The sequence below is a fragment of the Methylobacter tundripaludum SV96 genome (genome assembly GCF_000190755.2).
Lineage (GTDB): Bacteria > Pseudomonadota > Gammaproteobacteria > Methylococcales > Methylomonadaceae > Methylobacter_A > Methylobacter_A tundripaludum.
In genome coordinates this window covers 1,479,369-1,498,166 of the sequence record NZ_JH109152.1, presented here as the reverse complement: position 1 = coordinate 1,498,166, position 18,798 = coordinate 1,479,369, and the positions used below count along the sequence as shown (strand labels likewise).

15 protein-coding genes are annotated in these 18,798 nt (G+C 54.0%); 3 read left to right on the top strand and 12 right to left on the bottom strand.

All coding sequences use genetic code 11. The features are described from left to right. Window positions 1-31: 31 nt before the first annotated feature. The 3 genes from glyA to METTU_RS06850 are packed head-to-tail and all read right to left on the bottom strand — an operon-like array spanning window position 32 to window position 3,563. Entirely contained in the window at window positions 32-1,285 is a 1,254-nt protein-coding gene (gene glyA, locus METTU_RS06860) for a serine hydroxymethyltransferase (RefSeq protein WP_006890588.1), read from the bottom strand. A gap of 28 nt (window positions 1,286-1,313) precedes the next feature. Then, window positions 1,314-2,675, bottom strand: a complete 1,362-nt coding sequence (locus tag METTU_RS06855) for a glycerate kinase type-2 family protein (protein WP_006890587.1) — start codon at window positions 2,673-2,675, stop codon at window positions 1,314-1,316. A 30-nt stretch (window positions 2,676-2,705) separates the two neighbouring features. Continuing rightward, window positions 2,706-3,563 carry an NADP-dependent methylenetetrahydromethanopterin/methylenetetrahydrofolate dehydrogenase gene (locus METTU_RS06850; protein ID WP_006890586.1) on the bottom strand — a complete coding sequence of 286 codons (858 nt, stop codon included), beginning with the start codon at window positions 3,561-3,563 and terminating at the stop codon, window positions 2,706-2,708. A gap of 306 nt (window positions 3,564-3,869) precedes the next feature. Here METTU_RS06850 and METTU_RS06845 point away from each other — a divergent pair, with 306 nt between their 5' ends. The 3 genes from METTU_RS06845 to METTU_RS06835 all read left to right on the top strand — a co-directional run bounded on the left by METTU_RS06845 (window position 3,870) and on the right by METTU_RS06835 (window position 6,485). Next, window positions 3,870-4,850, top strand: coding sequence for a malate dehydrogenase (locus tag METTU_RS06845; protein ID WP_006890585.1), 981 nt, complete (start codon window positions 3,870-3,872; stop codon window positions 4,848-4,850). A 194-nt stretch (window positions 4,851-5,044) separates the two neighbouring features. Beyond that, entirely contained in the window at window positions 5,045-5,707 is a 663-nt protein-coding gene (locus METTU_RS06840; RefSeq protein ID WP_006890584.1) for an ABC transporter ATP-binding protein, read from the top strand. Next, complete coding sequence (locus METTU_RS06835) at window positions 5,694-6,485, top strand: ABC transporter permease (RefSeq protein WP_006890583.1); 792 nt, start codon at window positions 5,694-5,696, stop codon at window positions 6,483-6,485. The genes METTU_RS06840 and METTU_RS06835 overlap by 14 nt, the downstream gene beginning before the upstream one ends. Window positions 6,486-6,548: 63 nt before the next feature. Here METTU_RS06835 and METTU_RS06830 read toward each other — a convergent pair whose 3' ends face one another. The 9 genes from METTU_RS06830 to METTU_RS06790 form a co-directional block, all read right to left on the bottom strand. After that, entirely contained in the window at window positions 6,549-7,940 is a 1,392-nt protein-coding gene (locus METTU_RS06830; protein WP_006890582.1) for a heavy metal sensor histidine kinase, read from the bottom strand. Further along, a complete protein-coding gene (locus tag METTU_RS06825; RefSeq protein ID WP_436969940.1) occupies window positions 7,921-8,682 on the bottom strand; it encodes a heavy metal response regulator transcription factor in 762 nt (253 codons plus the stop codon). The genes METTU_RS06830 and METTU_RS06825 overlap by 20 nt, the downstream gene beginning before the upstream one ends. Beyond that, a complete protein-coding gene (locus METTU_RS06820) occupies window positions 8,633-9,823 on the bottom strand; it encodes an MFS transporter (RefSeq protein ID WP_006890580.1) in 1,191 nt (396 codons plus the stop codon). Before METTU_RS06820 ends, METTU_RS06825 begins: the two co-directional genes overlap by 50 nt. Before the next feature lie 18 nt (window positions 9,824-9,841). Continuing rightward, window positions 9,842-10,816 (bottom strand): cation diffusion facilitator family transporter, encoded by a 975-nt coding sequence (locus METTU_RS06815; RefSeq protein WP_006890579.1) that lies wholly within the window; start codon window positions 10,814-10,816, stop codon window positions 9,842-9,844. A gap of 320 nt (window positions 10,817-11,136) precedes the next feature. After that, window positions 11,137-14,244, bottom strand: a complete 3,108-nt coding sequence (locus METTU_RS06810; protein ID WP_006890578.1) for an efflux RND transporter permease subunit — start codon at window positions 14,242-14,244, stop codon at window positions 11,137-11,139. Next, complete coding sequence (locus METTU_RS06805) at window positions 14,244-15,293, bottom strand: efflux RND transporter periplasmic adaptor subunit (RefSeq protein WP_006890577.1); 1,050 nt, start codon at window positions 15,291-15,293, stop codon at window positions 14,244-14,246. Before METTU_RS06805 ends, METTU_RS06810 begins: the two co-directional genes overlap by 1 nt. A gap of 181 nt (window positions 15,294-15,474) precedes the next feature. Then, entirely contained in the window at window positions 15,475-16,896 is a 1,422-nt protein-coding gene (locus tag METTU_RS06800) for a TolC family protein (RefSeq protein WP_006890575.1), read from the bottom strand. Between the two features lie 182 nt (window positions 16,897-17,078). Further along, window positions 17,079-17,339 carry an RNA recognition motif domain-containing protein gene (locus METTU_RS06795; protein ID WP_006890574.1) on the bottom strand — a complete coding sequence of 87 codons (261 nt, stop codon included), beginning with the start codon at window positions 17,337-17,339 and terminating at the stop codon, window positions 17,079-17,081. Between the two features lie 476 nt (window positions 17,340-17,815). Then, window positions 17,816-18,787, bottom strand: a complete 972-nt coding sequence (locus METTU_RS06790) for a 2-hydroxyacid dehydrogenase (protein ID WP_006890573.1) — start codon at window positions 18,785-18,787, stop codon at window positions 17,816-17,818. Between the last annotated feature and the right edge of the window lie 11 nt (window positions 18,788-18,798).

Genomic DNA, 18,798 nt, shown 5'->3' with positions numbered 1-18,798 from the left:
AACTTACACACCCTTGTTGGGGTTCGCAAGCTCAACTATAAACCGGAAACCGCGCGCACAGATTGCTGACTTTTTCGCGCACTGCGGCGATTACGCTTTCGTCTTCCATGTTTTCCATCACGTCGCACATCATATTGGCGATTTCGATCATTTCCGGCTCCTTGAAGCCGCGTGTAGTCGGCGCAGGCGTACCGACACGAATGCCGCTGGTGACGAATGGCGATTGCGGGTCGTTAGGCACGGCGTTTTTGTTAACGGTGATGTGCGCTTTGCTCAATGCCGCATCGGCCGCTTTGCCGGTGATGCCTTTGGCAATCAGCGAAACCAGCATTAAATGATCGTCCGTGCCGCCGGAAACCACATCGAAGCCGCGTTTCATGAATACTGCGGCCATAGCTTGGGCATTTTTAATAACCTGTTGCTGATAAATGCGGAATTCAGGCTGCATGGCTTCTTTAAAGGCCACGGCTTTGGCCGCAATCACATGCATCAACGGGCCGCCCTGAATGCCGGGGAAGATGTTGGAGTCGAATTTTTTCTCCAGTTCCGGGTTGCTTTTGCACAAAATCAAACCGCCGCGCGGGCCGCGCAAGGATTTGTGCGTGGTGCTGGTGACTACGTCGGCAATCGGCACGGGGTTGGGGTATAAACCTGCTGCAACCAAACCGGCGACGTGCGCCATGTCGACAAACAGGTAAGCGCCTACTTTATCGGCGATGTCGCGGAATCGTTGCCAGTCCCAGATGCGTGAGTAGGCGGAAAACCCGGCAACAATCACTTTAGGTTTGTGTTCCAGCGCCAAGGCTTCAACTTGTTCATAATCGATTTCGCCGGTTTCAGGGTGCAAACCGTATTGAATTGCGTTGTAGATTTTGCCCGAGAAGTTGGGTTTGGCTCCGTGCGTTAAGTGGCCGCCATCGGCGAGGCTTAAGCCCAGAATGGTGTCGCCCGGTTGAATCAAGGCCATGAACACCGCCATGTTGGCTTGCGAGCCGGAATGCGGTTGGACGTTGGCGTAATCGGCGCCGAACAAGGCTTTGGCGCGGTCGATGGCTAATTGCTCGGCTTTATCGACGAATTCGCAGCCGCCGTAGTAACGTTTGCCGGGGTAGCCTTCGGCGTATTTGTTGGTTAACTGCGAGCCTTGCGCTTCCATAACCCGTGGGCTGCAATAGTTTTCAGAGGCGATCAGTTCGATGTGATCTTCCTGGCGTTGACGTTCTTCTTCGATGGCCTGGAATAATTCGTCATCGAAGCCTTTGATGGTCATTGATTTTTTAAACATGGTGTTCTCCTGGATTAATATTTTTTGTTTAGGGTGCGGGCTGGATCAACAGTATTTGCAGATCGGCGACATTGGTGCCTGTCGTGCCGGTATTCACTAAGTCGTCAGACGTTTTTAAAGCGGTGTACGAATCGTTATTCTCAAGTAGTTCTGTCGGATTTGCGCCTGCTTGAACCATACGTTGTATCGTGTTTCGGTCAACGATGCCTCCGGCCGCATCGGTGGGGCCGTCGCGGCCGTCGGTGCCGCCGCTAAGGAATGCCCAGTTGCCGGTTAGGCCTTGTTGTTCTGCGGCAATCGCAAAAGCCAGCGCCATTTCCTGATTGCGACCGCCGCGTCCATTACCTTTTAAGGTGACCGTGGTTTCGCCGCCCGCCAACAGGGCCATGGGCTTGTTTTGTAGGGTTATTTCGCCTAAAGCACCTGCTTTTTGTAGTCGCCCTTCAATACACTGGGCGACTAAAGTCGGCCCTACAGTTCTGGCCTCGCCGCATAAATGATCGCTGTACAGTTTCGTCTCGTAGCCCAGATTCTTAGCCGCTTGCAGCATTGCGTTGACGCTGATGGCATTGCTGCCGATCAGGGTATGCCCGGTGTTTTTAAATACATCATCGCCCGGCTTGGGTGTTTCTTCAATATTGCCCAGCATACCCTGTTCCAGATGCTGGCGAACATTGATCGGCACCTGATCCCAAACGCCCTTGGCTTTCAAAATATCGATGGCATCAGCATAAGTGGTGCTGTCGGCTACAGTGGGGCCGCTGGCAATGGAGCTTAGATCATCGCCCAACACATCGGACAAAATCAATGCATGCAAACGGGCAGGCGCAGCCATCCGGGCCAGGCCGCCGCCTTTTAGTCGCGACAAATGTTTGCGTACACAGTTAACCTGGTTGATGGTCGCACCGGAGGCCAACAATAAATCGGTGGTGGCAATTTTTTCCTGCAAGGTAATTTGATCGGCAGGGTAGGGGATCAGCGCCGAGCCGCCGCCGCTCACCAGTACCAGAACCAGTTCATTCTGTTGAGCATTACGCACTCGCTCGGCAATGATCTTCGCGGCGTTAAGCCCGGCCGCATCGGGCAGCGGATGCGATGCGCCGATCACGTCAACATTATCGATGCCGGTTACATTCTCGTAATTGGTAACGGCTATGCCTCTGTCCGCCAGCATTCCGGCAGGAATGATTTCCGAAGCGGCCTGCGCCATTGCGCAAGCCGCCTTGCCGAACGCGATAAGATGGACTTTTGAGCAAGAGCCAAACAGCTCCGGGACAAGGTGGCGTTTAACCGCCTGATAAGGATCGGCCGCCGCTATGCCTGCCTGAAAAATGTTGAAGGCATCTTGTCTTATCGATGCCATGTCGGCTTGATCTGCTAAAAGGCTCATGTCAGGTTATATGAAGGCAATGGGTGCTGTTTATGCCATTTCCTTAGCCAGCGCGAAGATATTCTCGGCATCGAAAACCTGTTTATTGTCTTCAAATAGCTTTGCGATACAGGCGCGGTGTAAGGCCAGTTTTAACGATCCAAAACCTATGGCGCCCCAGATGATTTTGCCGTTGCGCAGGTTGCCTTTGTCCATCACGTCAGTGCCGCCTATCCCCAAAGGAGGCGTGGCGTTGGCATCGGCGATCATCTCAATGTTGGCATTATGTTGCCATTGGTCAGCCGAGAGCAGTTCTACCCCAGCCGCACCGGTTGCAAACACGATATTTGCATGTTCGATGGCCTTGGCGCGGGCATCGTTATCGAATGCTTCAACAGGGGTCAGGTCTACGCCAAAGCGCGCTTTCATGTTATCGCAAGCTTGAACGGCGCGCTCCATTTTACGAGCGGTCAATGATACCTCTGCGCCTTCCTTTGCCAGCATCGCCGCAGCGCGTTGACCTACCGGGCCGGTACCGGCCAGTACCACCGCTTTTTTACCGGCCAAAGCGCCGCTGGATGCAAGTTTTGCAACAGCGGCGGCGGCTGTGGTGTTGCTGCCGTTACTGTCGAGCATGACCGACACTTGAAAGCCTGGGAAAAAGTGTTTTTGCACGGCAGTAAATAGCGCCTGACCGGCGATCATGTCGCTGCCGCCAACAAAAATAGCGGTATTTTTCTTGTCTTTGGGCGCACGGGTAAAGATCGTGCCTTCTACCAGAGCCGTGATATTTTCAGGCGTCAATCCTCCGTGTCCGATGACATGATCTGCACCGCCGTCATAGGCTACAACAGTATCGAAAACTGAAGGGTGAGTGTCTGTATCGAATTGGAATAACAGTTTTTTCATTAACTTACTCGTGGTGGGTTTGGCTAGTACGCATGAATACGATTATTAAACCGGCATATTATACTCAATAAACTCAACAGTGCCTTATTTAGCCTGCTTCCTGTTTGGGCGCGGCTTGAATCTCGGGCATGTTTTTTTGATATGCTTGCTTGTAGAGGCTTATCTTCGTTATTATCTGTAAGAATGGATTAATGCTGCGGTTGTTGTGCGTTATCGGGAATGGATTTAGTGGCAATATTTTCCGATTATCTTGGTAGCTTTATCGAATAAGCTTAGGAAAAAATATAAAAATCAAAGGAAAAACAGATGAAAACACCCGTTCACATTGCTGTAACCGGCGCCGCAGGCCAAATCAGTTATTCTTTGTTGTTTCGATTGGCTGCCGGCGCGTTATTGGGCTACGATCAGCCGATCGTATTGCATTTGCTTGAAATAACCCCGGGAATGAGCGCCTTGCAAGGCGTGGTCATGGAGTTAAAAGATTGCGCTTTCCCCTTACTGCATCGCATTGAAGTCACCGACGATCCCAAAGTGGCATTCAAGAATGTTGACTATGCATTTTTGGTTGGCGCGCGGCCAAGAGGGCCGGGCATGGAACGCAAGGATTTATTGGAGGTCAACGCAGAGATTTTTGCGGTTCAAGGTAAAGCCTTGAATGACGTCGCAAGCAGAAAGGTAAAGGTCTTGGTGACCGGTAACCCGGCCAATACCAACGCCCTGATTGCGTTGAGCAATGCACCGGACTTAAAGCCGGAGAATTTTTCCGCAATGACACGGTTGGATCATAATCGGGCGCTAAGCCAATTGGCTGAAAAATGCGGCGTTTTGCCGGTCGATGTAAAGAACATGACAGTTTGGGGCAACCACTCGACGACGCAATATCCCGACATTCATCATGCCAAGGTCAAAGGCCAGGATGCCTTGTCGTTGGTTGATAATGATTGGTATGTCAATGAGTTTATCCCCGTCGTTCAGCAGCGGGGCGCGGAAATCATTAAAGCCAGAGGGCAATCCAGCGCCGCATCGGCTGCCAATGCGGCGATAGGCCAGATGAAAACCTGGGCTTTGGGCACCGAGCCGGGCGACTGGGTGAGCATGGCGGTGTTATCGGACGGCCATTACGGCATTGAATCCGGGTTGGTTTACTCTTTCCCGGTAACGGTAGTTGACGGCGAAGTTAATGTTGTAAGAGGCCTCGAAATTAACGATTTCAGCCGACAAAGAATGCGCATTACCGAGGCTGAATTAAAAGAAGAAAGGGATGCGGTTAAACATTTGTTGAGATAAACAATGGTTTAACTCAAGCCTCTTTTAATGGCTTCGCGGTGGAATAAAAAATCAGATTTGCAGGACTATTATTTACCGGACATGGTCTTGTCAGCTTTTCAGGCAGCCGTCATTAAAGGGCACATGACTGAAGATTGTAGTCATCTGGAAACGTACAATAGCTTCATGGTTTCGCCACGGTGAATTCAATTTTAATGTCCCCTATCATTCGATTCGACCGCGTCTCGGTCATTGTCCACGAAAAAACGATTCTATCCGACATTAGCTTCACGCTATTTCCCGGAGAAAAAGCCGTGTTATGCGGTAAATCCGGCTCCGGTAAAAGCAGTGTGCTGAGAACTTTATTGGGACTCCATCCTATAAAGTCAGGCACGGTTTACTTTCAGGAACAACCGCTAACGCCATCATCCGTTCAGACCGTTCGAAGCTGCACCGCTTACATTGGGCAAGAACCGATGTTGGGCGCTGAAAGCGTGCGAGAAGCACTGCTGCTGCCTTTTCAATTCAAAACGCATCGCGATCATAAACCTACGGAAGCGCAACTGATTGAGGTCTTGCAACGACTGCACTTGCCCGCGGACATTTTACGTCAGGAAAGCAGCCGTATTTCCGGCGGCGAAAAACAGCGGATTGCGCTGGCTCGAGGCCTGTTATTGGGCAAAAAACTGTATCTGCTGGACGAGGTGACCAGCGCATTGGACGCGGAAAGCAAACAAGCCGTGTTCGATGTTTTTTCCGATCCGCAGCTGACGGTCCTTTCAGTGGCTCACGATCCTGAGTGGTTGGAACGTTGCGGCATTGTTTTTGAACTTGAAGCGGGTCGATTGACTCAGGTGAAGCGTAATGGAAACACTTGATATTGCGCTGCCGCGGATGGCGCTGCTCTACGGCCTCTGTTTACTGCCCTGGCTGCTGCTCTGGCTGATCGGTTTGCGCTTGAGCCGGGATATCGGCATCAGCATCCTGCGCATGAGCATCCAGTTAGCGCTGGTTGGGATCTACCTGAAAATGCTGTTCGATCTCAACCATCCCTGGCTCAACGGCTTATGGATATTGGTGATGTTGTTAGTCGCGGATTTAAGCATTCTGCGCCGCGCCGGACTTAAAGCTCGCTATTTCGTACTGGCTACCTTTATGGCCATTGCTTCCAGCATACTGTTCTCCACCGCTTACCTGGTGATTCTGGTCATCCAGCCGACGCACTTTTACGACGCCCGATATATCGTGCCTTTGGCGGGCATGATCCTCGGCAACTGCCTGCAAGGCAACGTCATCGCGTTGGAGCGCTTTTATTCGGCGCTCCGCAAGAACGAAAACGAATACGCGACCTTTCTAATGCTGGGCGCGACGCGATGGGAAGCGGTGCGTCCGTACTTTCGGGATGCCGTCAAAGCCGCGATCAATCCGACCATCGCCGGAATGGCTACCATGGGACTGGTCTCCTTGCCCGGCATGATGACCGGTCAAATACTGGGCGGCAGCGAACCGTGGCTGGCGGTGAAGTACCAAATCGCCATCATGATCTGTATCTTCACCAGTACCACCATCGCCTGCATCATCAACTTGAAACTCAGCCTGAATATTGCCTTCAATGAATTCGATGTGTTGAGGGATGAAGTGATTGATAAGCCTTGATCCTAAAAAACGCAGTTGAAGATTCCAAATGGGTGAGCGCATGTGAAAGCTGCGGTTTTTTAGCTATCCCTTCTGTTTAGCCGTGAAATGAAGCGTGACGACAGTGCCTTGGTTGGGTTCGCTGTTAATGACCACCGATCCGCCATGCAGATCCATGATGGATTTGACGATGGCGAGACCCAGCCCGGTTCCTTCCGCCGAGCGAGCAGGATCGACGCGATAAAACCGGTCGAACAGCTTGGGCAGGTGTTCCGCCGCGATACCGCAGCCTGTGTCCTGCACGCTGACGCTTGCCGAACCGTCGCCAGCCGAATACAGCGATAAGCGAATCTCTCCACCGTGCGGAGTATGCTGGAGGGCATTAAGCAACAGGTTGCTGAGGACGCGTTTGAACAGTTGCGCATCGGCATAAAGAACTCCCTGGCCCTGACAACAGATCAGGCGAACGCCTTTTTCCTCGGCCAAGGCTTCATGGTAACTGCAAACCGCTTCCAATTCCGCTCGGCCGTCCAGACACGTCGTACGCAACGGAATCCCGGTGTTTTCGGCCCGCGCTAGAAACAGCAGGATTCCAACCGTTCGCGACAGTCGTCCGTATTCTTCGAGGTTGGATTCGAGAATCTCACGGTATTCGTCGGCGTTCCGTGGTCTGGACAAGGCTACCTCGGTTTCGCCCATCAGGTTATTGATCGGGGTGCGCAGTTCGTGCGCGAGATCGGCGGAAAACTGGTTCAGTTGCGCAAAGGATTTGGACAGGCGCAGCAGCATCGCATTAAAGGCTGCTGCCAGGTTGGACAGCTCTCTGGGGGTGGCGGCCGGGTCTAGCTGTTCATCCAGTTGAGCTGCGCTGATGCCTTCTATATGCCGCGTCATTTCGGCAACAGGACTCAAGCCGCGTCGGGCGACAAAAATAGCAGTCAGCGTTGAAAACAGCAGGCCGAAAAACAGCGCCCCAATAAGGTTACGTCGGTATTTGGCAAGAAGCGCCGCTTCGTGTGAAATGTCGAGGGCGATTTGAATGGTTTGCTGTGAGGGGGATTTGCTCCGCGCCGTCATCAGCATTAGCGTTCGTCCGTCGGCAATTTTCTGAGCTACCGCATTTTCGGTAACTACCGGAAACTGCGTTGCAGTCGGCAAGGTTTCCATGCCCGGCGTTTCGCTCAAGCTGTGTCCGCTTTCATCCAGAATTCTGGAATAATAACGGCCTGCCGGTAAGTCCATGCCTTCGCTTTGTTCATCCGCCAGTCTTTCCAGATTCGGCGGTTGTTCCAGCAGCACGGTGCGCAATAGCTGAATCTCTTTTAACAGGAACTGCCTGTTGTCCTGCGCCAGGGTTTCGGCCAGCGTCTGATGCAGATACCAGCCGATGGCCAATAGAATCACCGAGGCCGAAACGATGTAAAGCAGCGTGAGCCGGGCGGTAATCGACCAGGGTTTAGCGCTGTTCAAGGACATAGCCGACTCCTCGAACGGTGTGCAACAGTTTTTGCGGAAACGGGTCGTCGATCTTCTGCCGCAGGCGGCGTATCGCCACGTCCACGATATTGGTGTCGCTGTCGAAATGGACGTCCCAAACCTGCTCGGCGATCAGCGTTCGCGACAGCACTTCCGCAGGCCGTTGCAGGAACAGCGACAGCAAGGCGAACTCCTTGGGCGACAAATCCAGCCGCTGACCGTTACGAAACGCCTTGTGCCGAATGGGATCGAGCGCAAGATCGGCTAAAGCCAAATGTTCCGCTTGTCGTGCCGGGCCGCGCCGGAGAATCGAGCGAATGCGGGCCAGCAATTCGACGAAGGCGAAAGGCTTGACCAGATAGTCGTCGGCGCCCAGTTCCAGGCCTTTTACCCGGTCGTCGATAGCATCGCGCGCCGTCAAAAACAGCACCGGGGTCTGCTTGCCGCCGCGCCGCAGTTCCCTAAGTACAGACCAGCCATCGCGCAACGGCACCATCACATCGAGAATGATCAGGTCGTAAGCGATTGTCGTGGCGAGCAGCAAGCCCTCTTCGCCGTCAATGCCGACATCGACGATAAAGCCTTGCTCGGTCAGCCCTTTGTGTAAATAGGCGGCGGTTTTCTTTTCGTCTTCGACAATCAGGATGCGCATGGCAGGACGCTGTTGAGGATGCCAAATAGGACTATGATTTTCATGTTGACTTGCTAGGGTTACAAAAGTGCAGCGGCGAAACCCAAACACGCAGCAACAACGCGGCGAACAAAGCGCAGCCCGCGGAAAATCCGAAAGCGGCCAGCGGACTCGTCGCTTGCCACAGCCAGCCGAAGATGATCGAGGCCGGCAGCAACATGATGCCGGCCGTCAGGTTAAACCAGCCGTAGGCCGTGCCCAACACTTCGTTCGATACCATATCGGCGACCAGCGCCTTCTCCGCACCTTCGGTTGCGGCCATGAATAATCCATAGAAGGCGAACAGCGGCCATACCAGCGAGGGCTGGCCGTTGAGTCCGAGCAACAGGTAAAACACACTATAAACCACCCAGCCGCCGACGATCAGGCGGACGCGTCCGACTTTGTCGGACAGCGCGGACAATGGCGCTGAAAACAGCGCCGCAGTCAATGACACCAACGCCCACAGCAGCGGCACCTGATATTCGGGCAAGCCCATATCTTTTGCCCGCAGCAGCAGGAACATGTTGGAGGCGTTGCCCAGCGTGAACAGCGCCACTACCAGCAGATAACGCTTGAACGGCGCGGGCAGCGCTTTGACGCTCCAGCTGAAACGCTGGACAGGTGTGTCGATGTCGCGTTTAGGCTCCTTTACGGACAAAGCCAGGAGCACCGCTATCACTCCGCCCAAGGAAGCCCAAAGGAAAACGTCTTTCAACGGTACATGCTCGACCAGCAGCCAGGCCGCCAGCAGCGGTCCGACGACGGCACCGGCGTTGTCCATAGCCCGATGCAAGCCGAAAGCCAGCCCGCGATGTTCCTTGGTTACCGTTAGAGCCAGCAGCGCATCCCGTGGCGAAGTACGCAAGCCTTTGCCCACGCGATCGGCAAAGCGCAGCACCAAAACCATCGGCCAAGCTGTGGTAAAAGCCAGTAGCGGGCGAGCGATGGCCGCCACGGTATAGCCGCCGACCACCCAATGCTTGGTGGATTGCAAACGATCCGACATCACGCCGGAAAACAGCTTTAACAGGCTGCCTGTCGCCTCGGCGATGCCCTCGATCAGACCCAAGGCTTTGGGGCCTGCCATCAGCACCGAGGCGAGATAAATGGGCACCAGAGGATAGACCAGCTCGCTGGCGGCATCGTTGAAAAAACTGACCAGTCCAAGCAGCCAGACGGTGCGGGGTAATGCGAAAAGAGGCTTTAACATTGACTCAGCATATTGGACTTAATGGCGGTGCTGTACGGACGCGGTTGCGGTCAGTGAACAGGCATGATTGGTTGTCCCTTGTTCAACTTGCAAGGTGCTGTGATGAACGGAAAACTGTTCTTTCAGTGTTTGCGCGATGTCATCCATGAATGCATCGCCAGGGTAGCCGCCGGGCATGACCAAATGAACCGTTAACGCAGTTTCGGTGGTGCTCAAGCCCCAAATATGTAAATCATGAACGTCCGTTACACCGACCAATTGACGCAGGTACAGGTCGATTGCAGGCGCATTTATCTGCCCGGGCACGGCGGTCAAGGCCAATTGCAGCGCATCACGCAACAAGCTCCAGGTGCCGATCACGATCACGACCACAATCGCTAAACTGATGGCCGGGTCGAGCCAATACCAGCCGAAATGAAACATTGCCAGACCGGTTAGTACCACGGCGAGCGATACCGCAGTATCCGCCACCATGTGCAGGTAAGCGCCTCGAATATTCAAATCATCCTTGCTGCCTCGCCTCAACAGCCACGCGGACAGTCCATTGATGACGATACCAATCGCCGCGACACTCGATACCGTTAGGCTGGCTACCGCGGGCGGTTGTGCAAAGCGTTGACTGGCTTCCAATGCAATCGCTCCGCATGCCACCAAGAGCAATGTGGCATTAGCGAGTGCCGCCAGAATGGAGGTGCTGCGCAGTCCGTAGGTATAGCGTTGACTGGGCTGCTTGCGCGCCAACATAACCGCACCCCATGCCAACAGCAGGCAGAGCACGTCGGATGCATTATGCCCCGCATCGGCCATTAATGCCGTGGAATTGGCGATGAAGCCGTAGGCGAACTCAATCGCTACAAAGACCAGATTCAGCAATATGGTGAAGATGAAAGTGCGGCCTTGGTTGTTGAGGGTGCCGTGATGGTGTGCAGCCGAATGATCGTGCTGGTGATGATGCCCTGATGAATGATCGTCGTGTATGTGATGATGTGCCATTACTTATAAGTCCTCGTTCGAGAAAATAACTGGTGATCTTGGAACGGCATAGCCCTTTCCCGTTTTTCGCTTAGATGTGTCCTAAGTTCGTATCGTATAACTTTATATCTGATGTTACGCATTGTCCGCAAGAACTGCAAAAAGGCGGTTTGATAATAGATAACGGGCTGTGCCCTACAGCGAATATTCCCATGCAGGGGATAACCTATCTGTTAGCTATTTTTTTACGGCTGTAATGGATGGTGCGTAGCATCAGTTTATATCTAAATACCCACCCGGTCGATCATGCTAGTTCTTTGCACCGCCGGTCGTTCCTGCGTTTAGAGGGTGTCATCGAACTTTTTTCCGAGCCTTCGCATCGCAAAATAAACTGTCGGCGTGGCGACCAGGGACAATAACACGGAAAGCGTCAGTGCTCCAATCACCGCAATAGCCAATGGTTTCAGCATGTCCGATCCGGCGCCGATGCCGTAAGCCAAGGGTACAAGCCCCAACGCCGCCGCCAGCGAAGTCATTAATACCGGTCGCAAACGCCGCCGCCCCGATTCTACCAGCGCATTTTCCAGAGTGACACCCTGTGACTCGAACCGGTGTACCGAATCGAGCATCAGGATACCGTTTTTCGCTACCACGCCGATACCGATGATCGCGCCCAGCAAGGAAACAATATTGACCGAAGTGCCGGTCAAGTACCAAGCCAGGACGGTGCCGCACAACGCCAGCACGGAACCGAACACAATGGCGATGGCTTCGTAAAATGAGCCGAACTCGACCAGCAGTACGGTGAACACCAGGAAGATGGAGGCCAACAGCACCAACAGCAAGTTATGGAAAGACTCCTGCTGTTGCTGATAGAGTCCGCCGAATTCCAACACGCCCGGCGGCAGGGTTTGGTCCCGGCCGAGCTTGGCCTTGATTTCCGTTATGGCGCTGCCGAGGTCGCGGTTTTCCAGCCGGGCGGAAACAGCTACCAATTGGCGCAGGTCTTCGCGGTGCAGTTCCAATTGTCCCGGTTCTGTCACCACGTCCGCCACTTGCGATAGTTTTACGGTTCTACCGTCCAAAGACCGTAGCGGTAATTCGCGCAGGCTGGCGATCTGGCCGGTCGTGCCGGTGTTCATCCTGACGCGGATGTTAACGACCCGGTCGCCTTCCAAGACATGGGAGGCTTTTTGTCCGAGCATCGCGGTGCCGACCGCCAAGGCCACATCGTTGACGGTCAGGCCGAAGCGTTGTGCGTCGCTGTCACGCACGTGCAAACTCAACGACGGGCCGGTGGTTTCCAGGCCGTCGAAAGTGTCGACAACGCCGTCGATTTTCTTAAGTTCGGCTTCGACTTGCGGGGCTTTTTGCTTGAGCCATTCGACATCGGTGGAGAAAAGTTTGATCTCGATGGGCCGGGGCGACCAGGTCAGATCGCCGATCAGGTCGTTAAGAATGCCTGCAAATTCCCACTCGATTCCGGGCACGGCAACATGAAGTTGCTTACGCAGATCGGCAACGACCTCGTCGGTTTTCCGTTGCCGGTCCGGTTTTAATTTAACCAAAAAATCGCCCATGTGCGCTTGCGAAATACCCAAGGCCAGCCGCGCGCCGGTGCGCCGCGAATAGCTTTCCAACTCCGGCATGGCGCGCAGGAGGGTTTCGGCCTGACGCAATTGCCGGTCGGTTTCTGCCAAGCTGGTGCCCCACGGCGCGCGGTAATCGAGCACGAAGCCGCCTTCATCCATAAACGGCAGGAATTCGCTTTCCAGTCGTCCGTACAGCCAGACTCCCAACGCCAAAATCAACACGCAGCCGGTCAAAACTTTCCCCGCCTGTTTGAGTGCCGTGCGTAACACCTTTTCGTAGTTTTGAATCAGGCGTTCCAGCCAATTTGCTTTAGCGCTGGACGGTGACTGCCTGTCAGTCGGCATCCACCAAACTGCGAGCGATGGAATCAGCGTGACGGCCAGTACCAGCGAGGTCAGCAGCGACACCACCATCGTCAAGGCCAAAGCCCTGAAAAAGCAGCCTGCAACACCGTCCAGAAACGCCAGCGGTATGAACACCACCACCGGCGTCAGCGTCGAAGCCAGCAACGGCCGGAAAATGTCCGTCAAGGCCTGCTGTACCGCTGCCAGGCGTTGTTCGCCTGCGGTGATTTTGGTATGAACGGCTTCCACCACCACAATGGCGTCATCGATAATCAAGCCGATGGCCGCAGCGATGCCGCCCAGCGTCATTAAGTTAAAACCCAGTCCCATGATGCGTAGCATCAGCAGGGTGATCAAAACCGTGGCTGGAATCACCATGGCGGCAATCAACGTGGCTCCCCAATTTTTCAGGAACACGTAAAGTATGATGACGGAAAGTATCAGCCCCAATAGAATGGCCTCCCAAACGCTCCGGATGGAATCGCCCACCAGTAGCGATTGGTCGTAGAAAACTGACGCCTGCATACCCGGCGGCAAGGCTTTTTTTAGCGATTCCAGTTCTTGTTTCAGTTGCTTGGCGATGTCGAGGGTGCTGCCGTCCGGCTGGCTGTAGACATTGAGCAAGACGGCATTAACGCCGTTCGCGGTGACGATGTTGAAGGCCGGTTCCTGGCTGCGCTCAACCCGTGCAAAATCCTTGATGCGGATAGGATGCGCGCCGCTTGCAACCGCTTGTGCGGCTCCGGCAATCGGCGTGTTGCCGGTAACCGAGACGGTCAGGTTTTGTATGTCTTCGACAGTATGGACGCGACCGTCCACCACCGTCAGATAGAGCTTGTAATCTTCCTCCAGCATGCCGGTCGGTGCGATCAGGTTGTTCCTGACCAATGCATCGGTGACTTGAGCTAAACTCAGATTTACGGCTTGCAAGCGTAACGGATCGACAATAACGTGATATTCCGGCGCCCGTCCGCCGACGATACCGGTGCGGGCCACGCCGGGTATGCGCAGCAAGCGGGGCCCAATAGTGTAACGCGCCGTTTCCCATAGCTCGGTCAGCGAATGTGCGGGGCCGGTCAGGCTCAGGCCGACCACCGGAAAGGCGGCAAAAGTGAGCCGCCAAACCGCCGAGCTTGCGGTCGCCGGTAGCGTTTTTTGCACGACCGCGAGCCGACCCTGCACGAACAGCTCCGCCTGCACCATATCCGTTTGCCAGGTGAAAAATACGTTGATTTCCGCCGAGCCGCGCCCGGTTTTCGAACGCACGGTGCGCACGCCGGGAATGTCCTTCATGGCTTCCTCGACCGGGCGGGTGATGGTCGCCATCATCTCGTTGGCGGGCATCACGCCGTTGTCGATCAGGATGACTACCCGCGGGAAATTGGTCTGGGGGAAGATTGATGAAGGCATGCCCAGCGCCGCGTAGGCACCGGCCAAGCACAGTGCGACACAAAGGAAGGCAATGACTAGGCCGTGGCGAGTCGCAAAGGAGCCGAGGGCAGAGCTACGCATTATTTCAGCACCCGGATGCGCGTCTCAGGCGGCAGGCCGTAAACGCCTTGGGTCACGATAGCCATGCCTTCCTGCAAACCCTCGCCCGATATTTCGATCAGATTGCCGTCGCGCAAACCCGGTTTGATGACCTTTTGTTTGGCCCTGTCGCCGCCAATCACGGCAATCAGACTGACTCCGTCCCTGGTCACTACGCTTTCGACAGGAACCGCCAAGCGCTCAGGACGCTCTTCGACGACGATGCGCACCTTGACGAATTGGCCGGGCCGGAAGCCGGAGGCCTTGCTTAGAGTGGCCCGAACCAATACGGTATCGGTGAGCGGATCGACCTGAGCGCCGATAAAGGCCAGTTTTCCCTGTTGAATCGGGTCGCTTCCTGCCGAGCCGATGCTGATTTCCGCCGCTTGTCCCAAACGAAGCGCAAAGGCTTCCAGGCTGGGCACACGGATAGTGATGTCCAGGCGATCCAGGTCAATCAAGTCCGCTAATACCGTAGTCAAGCTCACCGCCTCGCCGACTTTAAAATGAATGGCCGTCACAGTACCGGACAGAGGCGCTTTGATCTGCAATAACTCGCGTTGGGTCTTGGCGTTGAGCAAATCCTGGCGGGCGGTTTGCAGCAGTAGTTCCGCTTCGTCATAAAGCTTGCGCGAGATGTTATCGGTAACATTCAGTTGCTGTTTGCGCGCAAAATTCTTTTGCGCGAATTCGACGGCCACTTCGGCTTTGGCAATTAGCGCATCGGCGCTACGCGTATCCAGCTCGAATAATAAGGCTCCTTTTTTTACTTGTTGGCCTTCTTCGCAGTAGGTTTGCGTGAGAATGCCTGTCATCGGCGCGGCGATTTTCGAACCGGCCGCCGGTTTGTCATCGATCTCAGGCTCCGGTTCGACCATGCCGTAAGCCATGACATAGCGATGCAAAGTGGCCTTGGTGATTTTGCCTGTCTGCACGGCCACTTCTGTGGCAAGCTCCGGCTCATCAGCCGAAACAGCTGTGTTACTCCAGATGATGCAGGCGGTTAGTATTGCGATTTTGTAACTGTTCATTAATTACAGGTAAATCCACAAAAAAATCGTTTAGAAAATTAAAAGATTATCACCACGAAGACACGAAGAGTACGAAGTTCTATTTCTTCGTGCTCTTCGTGTCTTCGTGGTGAATCGGTTTGATCTGATGCCGCCTGTATGTAATGGGAAGCTACCGCGATTTTCAGCCAATAAGCCGGTTTCATTGGGGCGTTTTCCTGATGGCGGAATCGGAGATTAATGTCGCAGTGAGCGTGGAGGCAATGGGATAGCGCAAGGTATCTTCCAGTGCATTAAGTGCTTGTTGGGCCTCGACCAGCATATCCAGCCGGGCACGTTCGGCGGCAGCGCGTTCCAGTTTCGCGCCGAGCAGAGCCAGAGGGTCGGTTTCCCCCGCTTGAAACAGGGCTTGGGCTGATTGCAGGTTCTCTTGCTGAAGTCGCATTTGCTTTTCGGCGTCGGCCCATTTGGCGAGTACCGCGCCCAAGCCTGCATGAGTGCGGTCAATGTCACCGAGGATGCGCATTTGTAAGGCTTCGAAACGCACAGCAAGCTCACGCCGTTTGGCCTCGGCTTCGGCAATGGGGCCTTGATTTTGATGTAATATCGGTAACTGCAGTGCAGTCGCGCCCAAGGTCCAGTAATTGGCTCCTAGATCAAACGTATAGCCGGGGTTGGCTTGAATATTGGGATACTGGTTGGCAATTTCCAGTTGTAAAGCGGATTGTGCAGCTGCGTAATCTGCCAGCGCAGCCAACACATCGGGGCGCTTCTGCAAGGCGGTTTCTCTCAATTTGGTTACGGGAATAAAGCGTAAATCAGTTGGCTGGACAAACTTGCTAAAATCGAACTCAATCCCTGCCAGCGCATCAACCGGTACACCGACAGCGGTGGCTAGCAACACCCGGCTTTCAGCGTTTCTTTTTCGTGCCGCGCTGACATTGAGTTGCATTTGGTTCAATGCGAGATGTGAGCGCATGACTTCGAGCCGGGTTATTTCGCCGATTGACAGTTGTTGTTCCAGTCGTTCGGTCATCGCCTGTTGAATGACGAGTTGCTGTTGCAGCAATCGCTCGGCTTCTTGTGCCGCGTAAACTTCCAGCATCGCCAGACGCAACCGACCGCGTACCAGCCAAGCCGCATCGGTTATTCGCAAGCGAGCCGCATCGGTGAGGTGCTGAGTTTTGTCTAAACGAAAACCGCGTTTTCCGGCTGTTTCGATGGGAATGCTGATAGAACTCCCGATAATCCAAGGAGCTGCTACCATGGCAATATTTGTTACCCAAGTCGGTGAAAGCGTGATATTGGGATTGGGGCGTTGGCCTGCCGTCGTGATAGCGGCATCCATCGTTTCAGCTTGGGCGCGGGCCAGAGCGAGATCGGGATGGTAGTAAATAGCCGCCAGCGTTAGCCGGTCAATATCCCAGGCTTTGGGAGGCTGTCCGGTTTTGTTTGCGAGCACGCTATCGATATAGTCCCTCAGTCCAACGCTAGACAGCGCGCGGGCTTCGATGCGAGCCGCAGAGTCGACAGGATTTAGCGGACGATCCTCAAAGCGGGCGCAACCGGTGAGCGAAAGGCTCAACAGGGTAAAGAGGAGTGTCGGATGGATGAGTCGTTGCATGTTTGGAATGGTAACAGTCCATTCCAAACAGCAGCATGACAAGCAGATTACAATCTTGTCAGAATTGAAAGGTTATCTGTCAAAATGAACGAAGTCATGCAGGGTAGGCTGCGCATGCCATTTTCATGAGCGGAAAAAACAGGCGGTAGCATTCTAGGCTGCCGGGAAGCCCATTATTCAGATTATGTTTTCCCCTTGTCCTGTTTCGGTTCGGCCTTTTTAACGCGGATTTTGTTGCCCGCGACATCCTTGTCGTTGAGGATATTCATTGCCGCCTTGGCCTCGCCTTGCTTGGGCATTTCAACAAAGCCAAAACCCTTGCTGTCGCCGGTTTCGTTATCCATTACCAGGGTGCAGGACTGCACTGTGCCGTGGGCTTCGAACATAGCCCGAAGCTCTGCTTCTGTTGTGGTGCGGGCTAGATTGCGTATCAGTAGTTTCATAGGATTGCGTAAGTATCTATTAATAGAGGTAGTTATGTAGTGTACGCTATGCGTGCCCTTTCAATATAAACTTAACTAAGGCACATGCAACGCATAGGCTTTTTACGGCCTTGTTAGGCAAAATAACCCATCCAATATGCGATGCCGGTGCCTAAGAATAGACATGAAAGACAGTCGGCTGGCAATACCAGTAAAAAGCTGATGCGAAAAAATCATGAAGGTACAAAGCATCGCAGTTCCTCGCATCCCATGATCATTTATGCTTCAACAGCCAAGCGTGGCTAGAAATAACCACACGCCAGATTGGTTGATGTTTACGTTGTAGATTTTTACTTTATTGAGCAAATTGTTCTGATATTGCCTCAAACTCATTGTATTTAGGCATGGGGATTTCCTTCGTACAGGTAACGATTGAATTCATCGGATTACATGCAGTTTGCAACCCGATATTAATTCGTTCTCAGCAACCTCGGCTCTTAAACAACCCGATCAGGCAGATGGTCCCCGGCAAAGAATGCGGCCAGATTGGCTAACACTTTTTCGCCCATGGCTGTGCGTGTCCCTAAGGTGGCGCTGCCTAAATGCGGCAGCAGCGATACATTATCGAGGGTCAGGAAGCCTTCGTGGACATTAGGTTCCCCTTCATAAACATCAAGACCTGCTCCGGCAATCCGTTTGTTTTTGAGCGCTTCAATCAGCGCGGCGCTGTCAACCACATCGCCTCGGGCGGTGTTGATTAAGTGCGCGGACGGTTTCATCAGGTTGAGCATGTCGGCATTGATTAAATGCCGGGTTGCCTCGCCGCCGGGGCAGTGCAAGGACACGTAGTCGGCTATTTGCAGCAGCTCTTCTATGGACTCGCAACGGGTCGCGTTAAGGTCGTCGGTGACATATTCGTCGGCCGGGCTGGGTTTGAAATAGACGATTTTCATGCCGAAGCCGTGATGGGCTTTTCTTGCCATGGCTTGTGCGATACGGCCGAAGCCGATCAGGCCCAAGGTTGCGCCGGTTACATCGCTGCTCAGCATGTGCGTCGGGCACCAGCCTTGCCATTGTTTGGCGCGAACCAGACGGTCGCCTTCCGCGCCGCGACGCGCGGACATTAACAATAAGGTCATCGCAATATCGGCGGTGCTGTGCGTCAACACGCCGGGGGTGTTGCTCACAACCAAGCCTTGCGCCTTGGCGGCGTTAATGTCGATATGGTTGTAGCCGACGCCGAAGTTGCCGAGGATTTTGCAGCGTTTGTTGTCGACGTTGATCACGTCGGCAGGGAATGAATCGCAAACGGTGGGACAAACGGCGTCGTAATTTTGCAGCGCGGATTTGAATTCGTCTGCGCTTAAAGGCCGGTCATCTTCGTTTAAAGTGACATCGTAAAGGGCTTTGAGTTTGGCTTCGACTGAGGCAGGCCACTTGCGGGTAACAAAGACTTTGGGTTTGCTCATGGGGTATCCTC

Bases quoted from the DNA above. Each gene is read 5' to 3' on its own strand.
- METTU_RS06850 (WP_006890586.1), bottom strand. From the start codon at position 3,563: ATGAAAAAACTGTTATTCCAATTCGATACAGACACTCACCCTTCAGTT.
- METTU_RS06830 (WP_006890582.1), bottom strand. From the start codon at position 7,940: ATGTCCTTGAACAGCGCTAAACCCTGGTCGATTACCGCCCGGCTCACG.
- METTU_RS06805 (WP_006890577.1), bottom strand. From the start codon at position 15,293: ATGAACAGTTACAAAATCGCAATACTAACCGCCTGCATCATCTGGAGT.
- METTU_RS06820 (WP_006890580.1), bottom strand. From the start codon at position 9,823: ATGTTAAAGCCTCTTTTCGCATTACCCCGCACCGTCTGGCTGCTTGGA.
- METTU_RS06855 (WP_006890587.1), bottom strand. From the start codon at position 2,675: ATGAGCCTTTTAGCAGATCAAGCCGACATGGCATCGATAAGACAAGAT.
- glyA (WP_006890588.1), bottom strand. From the start codon at position 1,285: ATGTTTAAAAAATCAATGACCATCAAAGGCTTCGATGACGAATTATTC.
- METTU_RS06800 (WP_006890575.1), bottom strand. From the start codon at position 16,896: ATGCAACGACTCATCCATCCGACACTCCTCTTTACCCTGTTGAGCCTT.
- METTU_RS06845 (WP_006890585.1), top strand. From the start codon at position 3,870: ATGAAAACACCCGTTCACATTGCTGTAACCGGCGCCGCAGGCCAAATC.
- METTU_RS06835 (WP_006890583.1), top strand. From the start codon at position 5,694: ATGGAAACACTTGATATTGCGCTGCCGCGGATGGCGCTGCTCTACGGC.
- METTU_RS06790 (WP_006890573.1), bottom strand. From the start codon at position 18,787: ATGAGCAAACCCAAAGTCTTTGTTACCCGCAAGTGGCCTGCCTCAGTC.
- METTU_RS06810 (WP_006890578.1), bottom strand. From the start codon at position 14,244: ATGCGTAGCTCTGCCCTCGGCTCCTTTGCGACTCGCCACGGCCTAGTC.
- METTU_RS06815 (WP_006890579.1), bottom strand. From the start codon at position 10,816: ATGGCACATCATCACATACACGACGATCATTCATCAGGGCATCATCAC.
- METTU_RS06840 (WP_006890584.1), top strand. From the start codon at position 5,045: ATGTCCCCTATCATTCGATTCGACCGCGTCTCGGTCATTGTCCACGAA.
- METTU_RS06795 (WP_006890574.1), bottom strand. From the start codon at position 17,339: ATGAAACTACTGATACGCAATCTAGCCCGCACCACAACAGAAGCAGAG.